We start from the raw sequence: 258 nt of genomic DNA on the forward strand, positions 1-258 counted from the left end.
GACGGAACTCGTCACGCGGAACCGACGCTCGTACGTCTCGCCGAGGTCGTCGACGTCGTCGGCTCGCTCCCCGTCGAAGTAGGAGTCGAATCCCCACGCGTACTCATACGTCTCCCTCTCTTCGGCGACTGTCGGGGCGTCACCGTCGTCAAACTGTTCGAGCCCGCTCTGTCCGCCGTCGCGGGCGTTGGAGGGTTCCCACAGCCCGAGCTCGATGAGTCGCTCTCGGGCCTTCCGTTCGTACTCCTCGCTGCTCGT

General features: G+C 65.5%; 1 pseudogene. It reads right to left on the reverse strand.

The features are described 5' to 3' along the window. Nucleotides 1-258 (reverse strand): annotated as a pseudogene (locus tag EXE45_RS18910) (DNA cytosine methyltransferase); the annotation flags it as partial.

This window comes from Halorubrum sp. SP9, assembly GCF_005435015.1.
In the GTDB taxonomy this organism is placed as follows: domain Archaea; phylum Halobacteriota; class Halobacteria; order Halobacteriales; family Haloferacaceae; genus Halorubrum; species Halorubrum sodomense.